The organism is uncultured Rothia sp. (genome assembly GCF_963507905.1).
In the GTDB taxonomy this organism is placed as follows: Bacteria; Actinomycetota; Actinomycetes; order Actinomycetales; family Micrococcaceae; genus Rothia.
Map to the genome: position 1 here is coordinate 1 of NZ_CAUOUU010000024.1, position 7,379 is coordinate 7,379.

At 61.8% G+C, this 7,379-nt stretch carries 5 protein-coding genes and 1 tRNA gene; 1 reads left to right on the top strand and 5 read right to left on the bottom strand.

Annotated elements, in window-relative coordinates:
- The 5 genes from RQ593_RS09385 to RQ593_RS09405 all read right to left on the bottom strand — a co-directional run bounded on the left by RQ593_RS09385 (position 1) and on the right by RQ593_RS09405 (position 6,361).
- A tRNA-Asn gene (locus tag RQ593_RS09385) sits at positions 1-58 on the bottom strand.
- A gap of 214 nt (positions 59-272) precedes the next feature.
- Positions 273-2,336, bottom strand: a complete 2,064-nt coding sequence (gene dnaG, locus RQ593_RS09390) for a DNA primase (protein WP_311450477.1) — start codon at positions 2,334-2,336, stop codon at positions 273-275.
- 136 nt (positions 2,337-2,472) lie between these two features.
- Entirely contained in the window at positions 2,473-3,639 is a 1,167-nt protein-coding gene (gene dusB / locus RQ593_RS09395) for a tRNA dihydrouridine synthase DusB (protein WP_044150672.1), read from the bottom strand.
- A 238-nt stretch (positions 3,640-3,877) separates the two neighbouring features.
- Entirely contained in the window at positions 3,878-4,855 is a 978-nt protein-coding gene (locus RQ593_RS09400; RefSeq protein ID WP_049360850.1) for a GNAT family N-acetyltransferase, read from the bottom strand.
- Positions 4,856-4,981: 126 nt separating this feature from the next.
- Positions 4,982-6,361 carry a glycine--tRNA ligase gene (locus RQ593_RS09405; protein ID WP_070604777.1) on the bottom strand — a complete coding sequence of 460 codons (1,380 nt, stop codon included), beginning with the start codon at positions 6,359-6,361 and terminating at the stop codon, positions 4,982-4,984.
- Between the two features lie 232 nt (positions 6,362-6,593).
- Between RQ593_RS09405 and RQ593_RS09410 the strand changes: the two genes are divergently transcribed.
- Entirely contained in the window at positions 6,594-6,809 is a 216-nt protein-coding gene (locus RQ593_RS09410) for an RNA-binding S4 domain-containing protein (protein ID WP_005508828.1), read from the top strand.
- Positions 6,810-7,379: the final 570 nt, after the last annotated feature.

A 7,379-nucleotide genomic window follows, 5' to 3' on the forward strand; every position in this document is an offset into this window, starting at 1 on the left:
GACTGGACTCGAACCAGTAACCCTTCGATTAACAGTCGAATGCTCTGCCAATTGAGCTACGGGGGATTATTTTGTTTCCGTTGCTGGTTTCCCTTGCAACGAGTAATAACTATACCGGGGCTGTTTGGGCTCCGCAACTTGAAATGCCGTGAAGTGCATCACTCTTTGAACTGGGGCTGGTGTTGCCCTCTACTGACCGGTGGCGCTCCCCCGGCAACATGCAGAACGCAGGACATTCGACAGGTTGCCGGGGCACCTGTAAAGAACCGCGCCTAGCCGCGCTGCGCGGCGAGCTGGCGGCGGCGCATTTCCAGTTCGAGGAGCTGACGCTGTACCGCTTCGAATTCTTCGTCGTCCGGGTTGGCGCTGAGCTGCTCCAGGCGCATCATCAGGTCGGATTTTTGGCGGGCAATCTGCTGTTCGAATAGGGCGTTGAGTGCGCCGGTGACGAAACCGGGCAGACGCTCGGCGCTGCTGACCGGTAGCGGTGAGACGGCGAGCTCCGCGATGGCGGGGTGTACGCCTTCTACCGCGCCGGAGCGCACGCAGTTAATCCATTCGATGCCGGGGGTGGGCGCCATGACGGTTGCCGCGTGAATAATGCCGGCGGCCACCTCGCGGTGGGTGCGGTAGCGGAATTGCACGGTGGCGAGGTTGCGCCACTGTTCCACGCTGATGAGCTCGGGGTGCTGCAGGGCAATCTCGAGCGCCGCCTTTTCGAGGCGCGCAACCGGATCGCGCGGGTCGGGGGTGAGGAACTCCTCGACGGCGGGGACGGTCGCCTCCGGCTGGGGTGCGGCGGGCTGAATGCTGCTCGGCGGATGCGCGGCAGCGTTCTGTCCGGCGTAGGCGCTGGGCGCGGCGTAATCCTCGGGAGGCGGTGCATCGTAGGCGGGGTCGTAGGGCGCGTCGGTATGTGCCATACCGGGCTGACCCTGCGGCCCCTCATTCAGACGCTCATAACGCGGCACGGCGGCGGGAGCCTCCGCCTGCTGGGTCCGCGAAAGCTTCGGGTGGTTCTGCGCGTACGCCACGGCACGCTGAATCTCGTCCAGCTCCAGGCCGAGCTGACCGGATACCTTACGCATGTAGGCGGGGCGCAGGTCGCGGTCCTTGATGCCGGCAATAATCGGGGCGATGGCACGCATCGCCAGCACGCGGCCCTCCAGGGTCGCCAGGTCGTACTTGGCGAGGGTCGAATCAATCGCGAACTCGAACAGCGGGCGGCGCGAAGCAATCAGCGAGCGCACGGCGGCGTCGCCCTTGTGCAGGCGCAGGTCGCAGGGGTCCATGCCGTTCTCAGCAACCGCCACGAAGGTCTGCGCCACAAAACGCTGATCCTCCTGAAAAGCTGCCATGGCGGCTTTCTGTCCTGCGGCGTCACCGTCGAAGGTGAAGATGATTTCTCCGCCGGAGCCGTCGTCGGTAATCATGCGGCGCACCATCTTGATGTGGCCGGGACCGAACGCGGTACCACAGGTGGCAACGGCGGTGGTGATGCCGGCAAGGTGTGCCGCCATGACGTCCGTGTAGCCTTCCACGATGACGACCTGCTTGGTCTTGGTCATATCGCGTTTTGCCAGGTCAATGCCGTAGAGCACCTGGGATTTCTTATACAGCTGCGTCTCGGGGGTGTTCAGGTATTTGGGGCCCTGGTCATCATCGAAGAGGCGGCGGGCACCAAAGCCGATGGTCTCACCGGCGATGGTGCGGATCGGCCAGATGATGCGGCCACGGAAGCGGTCGTACAGGCCGCGGTTGCCCTCGGAGAACATGCCGGTCGCCTTCAGCTCCTCGTCGGTGAAGCCCTGGGAGCGAAGGTGCTTGAGCAGGTGGTCCCAGCCGCGGGGTGCGTAGCCGACACCGAACTTGCGGGTTGCGGCGGGGTCGAAGCCGCGGGCACCGAGGAAGCGCTGCGCCTCCTGCGCATCAGCGCTGTAGAGGTTGCGTTCGAAGAACTCGGCGGCAATCTTGTGCGCGTCGAGCAAGCGGTGGCGCATACCCGCCTCGTAGCGGTCGCCGGGCTTACCGCCCTCATAGTGCAGGGTGTAGCCGATGCGCGCGGCAAGACGCTCCACCGTCTCAACGAAACTGGTGTGCTCCATCGCCATGACGAAGGAGTACACGTCACCGGATTCACCGCAGCCAAAACAGTGGTACGAGCCGACCTGCGGGCGCACATTGAAGGAGGGCGTGCGCTCGTCGTGGAACGGGCACAGCCCCTTGAAGGTGCCTATACCGGCGCTTTTGAGGCTCACATAGCCTTCAATGATTTCGCGGATATCGGTACGGGCGCGGACTTCGTCAATGTCTTCTTTGCGGATTAATCCAGCCATAAACTCAATTCTACGGTGAGGGTCAACAGGTAGCGTCGCAGGCGTTATAGGCGCGGGAAATAACGCCCGAACAGGCTCACAAAAAGGATGCGCCGCGACGCGCAAACAGCACGCCGCGGCACACAAGTACAGGTGTTTAGCCGCCGGAAATATCCAGCTCAGCCTCCGCCAGGCCCAGACGCTCAGCGTCCCCCAGGATGCGCGAATCCAGCCAGCCATCGGGCAGGTGCGGCTGCTTGGGGCTACCGGCGCGGCCGCGCGAACCCTCCACAGCGGCACCCGGGTAACCAATCGAGTGGTCCAGCTGAGCAATCAGCTCACGGAACGTCGCCAGGTCGGGCACCTGAGCCATTTTCGCGCGTAGCTCGCCGCCAACCGGGTAGCCCTTGAAGTACCACGCCACGTGCTTGCGAATCTCGCGCAGGCCGCGAGTCTCATCGCCAAAGGTCTCCACCAGCAGTTCTGCGTGGCGGTAAATCATATCCGACACCTCGGTCAGAGTCGGGCGGATACGCTCCGACGAACCCTCAAACGCATTCTGCAGGTCACCAAACAGCCACGGACGACCCTGGCAGCCGCGACCAATCACCACGCCGTCCACGCCGGTCTGCTCAACCATGCGCACCGCATCCTCAGCGGAGAAAATATCGCCATTACCCAGAATCGGCACGTCCGGAATCAGCTCACGCAGCTGCGCAATCGAATCCCAGTCAGCCTTACCCGAATAATGCTGAGCCGCAGTACGGCCGTGCAGAGCAATCGCCGCAACGCCCGCATCGCGCGCAATCTTGGCGGACTCCAAGAACGTAATGTGGTCGTCGTCGATGCCCTTGCGCATCTTAATGGTCAGCGGAATATCGTTGCGGGACGCCTCCTTCACCGCGGTCTGCACAATCGCGGTGAACAGGTCAGTCTTCCAGGGCAGAGCGGCACCGCCACCGCGGCGAGTCACCTTAGGAGCCGGGCAGCCAAAGTTCAAGTCAATGTGGTCGGCACGGTCCTCTTCAACGACCATGCGCACAGCCTTACCGACGTTGACCGCGTCCACACCGTAAATCTGGATGGAGCGGATCTTCTCGTCCGGGTCATGCTCAATAATGCGCATGGACTCGGGCTTACGCTCCACGAGGGCGCGCGCAGTCACCATCTCGGTAACGTACAGGCCGCCGCCATATTCACTGCAGAGGCGGCGGAAAGCCTTATTGGTCACGCCAGCCATCGGGGCGAGAACCACGGGAGTATCAACGGTCAGTTTGCCCAGTTTCAGGGGCGGGAGGGTAAGACGGGGTGCTTCAGAATTCACCCCTATATTGTGGCATACGGGGGCAAATCGAGAACCGGACTCAGCTGACGGGGTACAGAGGCGCAGTGCAGGCGGATTTTTTGGAGGCGCCCCGCGGCGGTAGGCAGAGGCGAGCGCAGGTACGCGAAAGGGGCAGCACGCACAAGGGGCGGAGGAGCATTCCACTCCCCCGCCCCTTTCAGCAAGAGTCAGCCAGCAGGCTCGGTACCGAGAATCTACTCGGAATCTACCCGAAAGCCTACTCGGTCACGTAAATATAGGTCGGGTCGCCCTCCACCGAAGCGGTACCGGCACGCAGCAGCACGTCGGTCACCTGAACCAGCGCCTCCATGGAGTCATCAACCTCAACCAGCACCGGGTACTTAGCGCTCAGCAGGGACAGCACCTGCATAATCGCCTCCACGGCGCCCTCATTATCGAAGTCGTAGCCCAGCAACAGCTCGGTGGCAGTGTTCTCGTTTACCAGTGCCGACTCCGGGTCGGTCTCGAAGGGGTGGTAGCTCACCGCAAATGCCACAATCTGGCCCTTCTTACCTTCGGCAGCCGCCTCGCGAATGTGGTCGCGAAGCACCACGGCACCAAAAGCGCGCACCTCATCCGAGAGGAAGTAGCGGTTCACGGTACCCAGACCCACCTCGGCGGGCACATCCCACTCGTGAGCGCGGCGGTAAAAATTCCACAGCGCAGAAGTCAGCTCCACCGAACCGGTCGCCAAATCCTCAATCGCCTGAGTCTCGTTACCGTCAGCATCCTCACGCAGAGACACCGGGGGAATCGCGCCCGGCTCCACACGCACCATACGGGAGCGCTGAATCAGCTTCATGCCGGCAGCCTGCGCGAACTCCTCACCGTCGCTAAACGGCGCTAGCTTCACGCGCAGAGCAGTGGTCTGACCGTGCGCCGCCGCAATCTCACGCAGCGCATTCAGCAGCGCGGTACCAATACCCTGACGGCGGTGATCAGCCGCCACCTCAACATACGACCACAGACGCGCCGGATGCAGCAGCGAAGCCACCACGGTACCCGCCGCCACCGGAACACCCGAAACAGTCACCACCAGAGTGCGGCTAAACGGCGCATCCGTATCCGGGCCGAAAAGGCCACGCTGGCGCTCCTCAACCTCATTGCGGGCAGAGTTCCAGATTTCAAGCAGGGCAAGGTCATCACCCTCCTGCCAGGGGCGAATCTCAAATTTTTCGCTAAGGCGTTCAGCCATATCCGTGTGCCTTCCTTCGCTCGCGTCTATCGTGCCAATCAGTCTAACCAGGGTAGCCCAAATACACGACGGCGGGTAGCCTCTTTCGCTCTAAGAGGCTACCCGCCGACCGTGTGATGAATATTTTTAGCCTGCCAGGCGTGCAGCCAGGTAGGACTTCACCTGATCCAGAGCCACACGCTCCTGGTTCATGGTGTCACGCTCGCGGATGGTCACAGCCTGATCCTCGAGGGTATCGAAGTCCACGGTGATGCAGAACGGGGTACCGATCTCATCCTGGCGGCGGTAACGGCGACCAATAGCGCCCGCCTCGTCGTAGTCCACGTTCCACAGGCCGCGCAGCTCGTTCGCCAGCTTGGTTGCCGGCTCAGACAGTTCAGCCTTCTTGGACAGCGGCAGAACAGCAGCCTTGACCGGTGCCAGGCGCGGGTCAAGCTTCAGCACGACGCGCTTGTCCACGCCACCCTTGGTGTTGGGTGCCTCGTCCTCAACGTATGCGTCAACGAGGAACGCCATCATGGAGCGGGTCAGACCGAAGGACGGCTCAATCACGTACGGCACGTAACGCTCGCCGGTAGCCTGGTCGAAGTACTCAAGCTTCGCGTTGGAGTGCTTGTTGTGAACGCCCAGGTCGTAGTCGGTACGGTTCGCAACACCCATCAGCTCGCCCCACTCGGAGCCCTGGAAGCCGAAGCGGTACTCAACGTCAATGGTGCCAGCCGAGTAGTGTGCACGCTCTTCCTTGGGAACGTCGAAGCGGCGCATGTTGTCCGGGTTGATGCCCAGGTCAACGAACCAGTTCCAGCAGTCCTCAACCCACTCGTTGAAGTACTTGTCAGCGTCGTCCGGGTGCACGAAGTACTCGATTTCCATCTGCTCGAACTCGCGGGTACGGAAGATGAAGTTACCGGGGGTGATCTCGTTACGGAACGACTTACCGATCTGGCCAATACCGAACGGCGGGCGCTTACGGGATGCAGTCACCACGTTGTTGAAGTTCACGAAAATGCCCTGAGCGGTCTCCGGGCGCAGGAAGTGCAGACCCTCCTCGTTATCGACCGGGCCCAGGTAGGTCTTCATCAGGCCGGAGAAGTTCTGCGGCTCGGTCCACTCGCCACGGGTGCCACAGTTCGGGCAGGCAATCTCTTCCATGCCCTCAGCCGCGCGGCCCTTCTTCGCCTCAAAGTTCTCCAGCAGGTGATCCTGACGCAGACGCTTGTGGCACGACAGGCACTCAACCAGCGGGTCGGTGAAGGTCGCCACGTGGCCGGATGCCTCCCACACCGCACGAGGCAGAATAACAGAGGAGTCCAGGCCAACCATGTCCGCACGGGAGCGGACGAAACGCTGCCACCACTGCTGACGGATGTTTTCCTTCAGCTCCGCCCCGAGGGGGCCGTAGTCCCATGCGGAGCGGGAACCGCCGTAAATTTCACCGGCCTGGAAAACAAAGCCGCGGCGCTTCGCAAGCGCAATAACGTTATCGAGGGTGGACTTTTCAGCCATAGTTACTCCTTCTGCCCCGCCACCGGCTGTGACGTGCGTGAGTTCGGGTTCATAAGGGACGCCGCCCAGAACGGGGCGCCCGCATTCGCGCTCATCGGCGCAATATGCACACTTTTTGATGCAAGACACTAGGGTACCATCACCAACCCGCCCCTGGGTATGCCTACTCGGCCCGCCACTCCCCCATTTTTGCCGAACACCAGGATGCACCCGGCGGGATAAACTAGGAAGCATGGAAGAAATTTTTATTCGCGACGACATGATCCGCCTCGGCCAGTTCCTCAAGCTCGCCAACCTCGTAGAGGACGGTGCGCAGGCACGCGAGGTCATTCAGCACGGCCTGGTCAAGGTCAACGGCGATATTGAAGAAGCACGCGGCAAGCAGCTGCACCCCGGAGATACCGTGACGTTCAACGGCGTGACCGTGAAGGTTGCGCACGAGGACTAGCACCGTCTGATTACACGTTTGGGGCCTAGGAACGATGAGGTGGCGGAATCTGTGAGGGGCGGTGCTCTTCCTCGTTCCTACAGGGAACCCGCCCTCGCTTCGCTTCGGGCACCCTGATGTCACTACGGACGACACCGCCCCTCCGCGCGCACCTCACCAGAGCCGAGGGTAGCTATACCCTCCGGAAGCGACATCAGGGTGCCCACCCGGGCGCTCTCCGCAGCGAAGCAAGGAGAAGCGGAGCGTCCGGGTGCGGTGGGTTCCCCTGCAGGAGCGGAGGAAGGGTATAGCGTACCCACCCACCCAGCCCCTGTAGGAACGAGGACGATAACCGCCTTCAGCGCGGAAAATAAGGCTAAACGTAAAGCCCCCGAGTCGTCATGAACTGCCTCCCGTTTCTTGGACACCAAAACTAAAGTCCAAGAAACAGGAGGCTTTTCATGTCTATCAATCAGGGATTAAGACATGACCGTTTGCTCCGGGAGCAGGCAGCGCAAATGTTCGAGAGAGGATATGGCTATGGTCTGACCGCCAGGAAGCTTGGTGTGTCCGCCGCGACTGTGAGAGAGT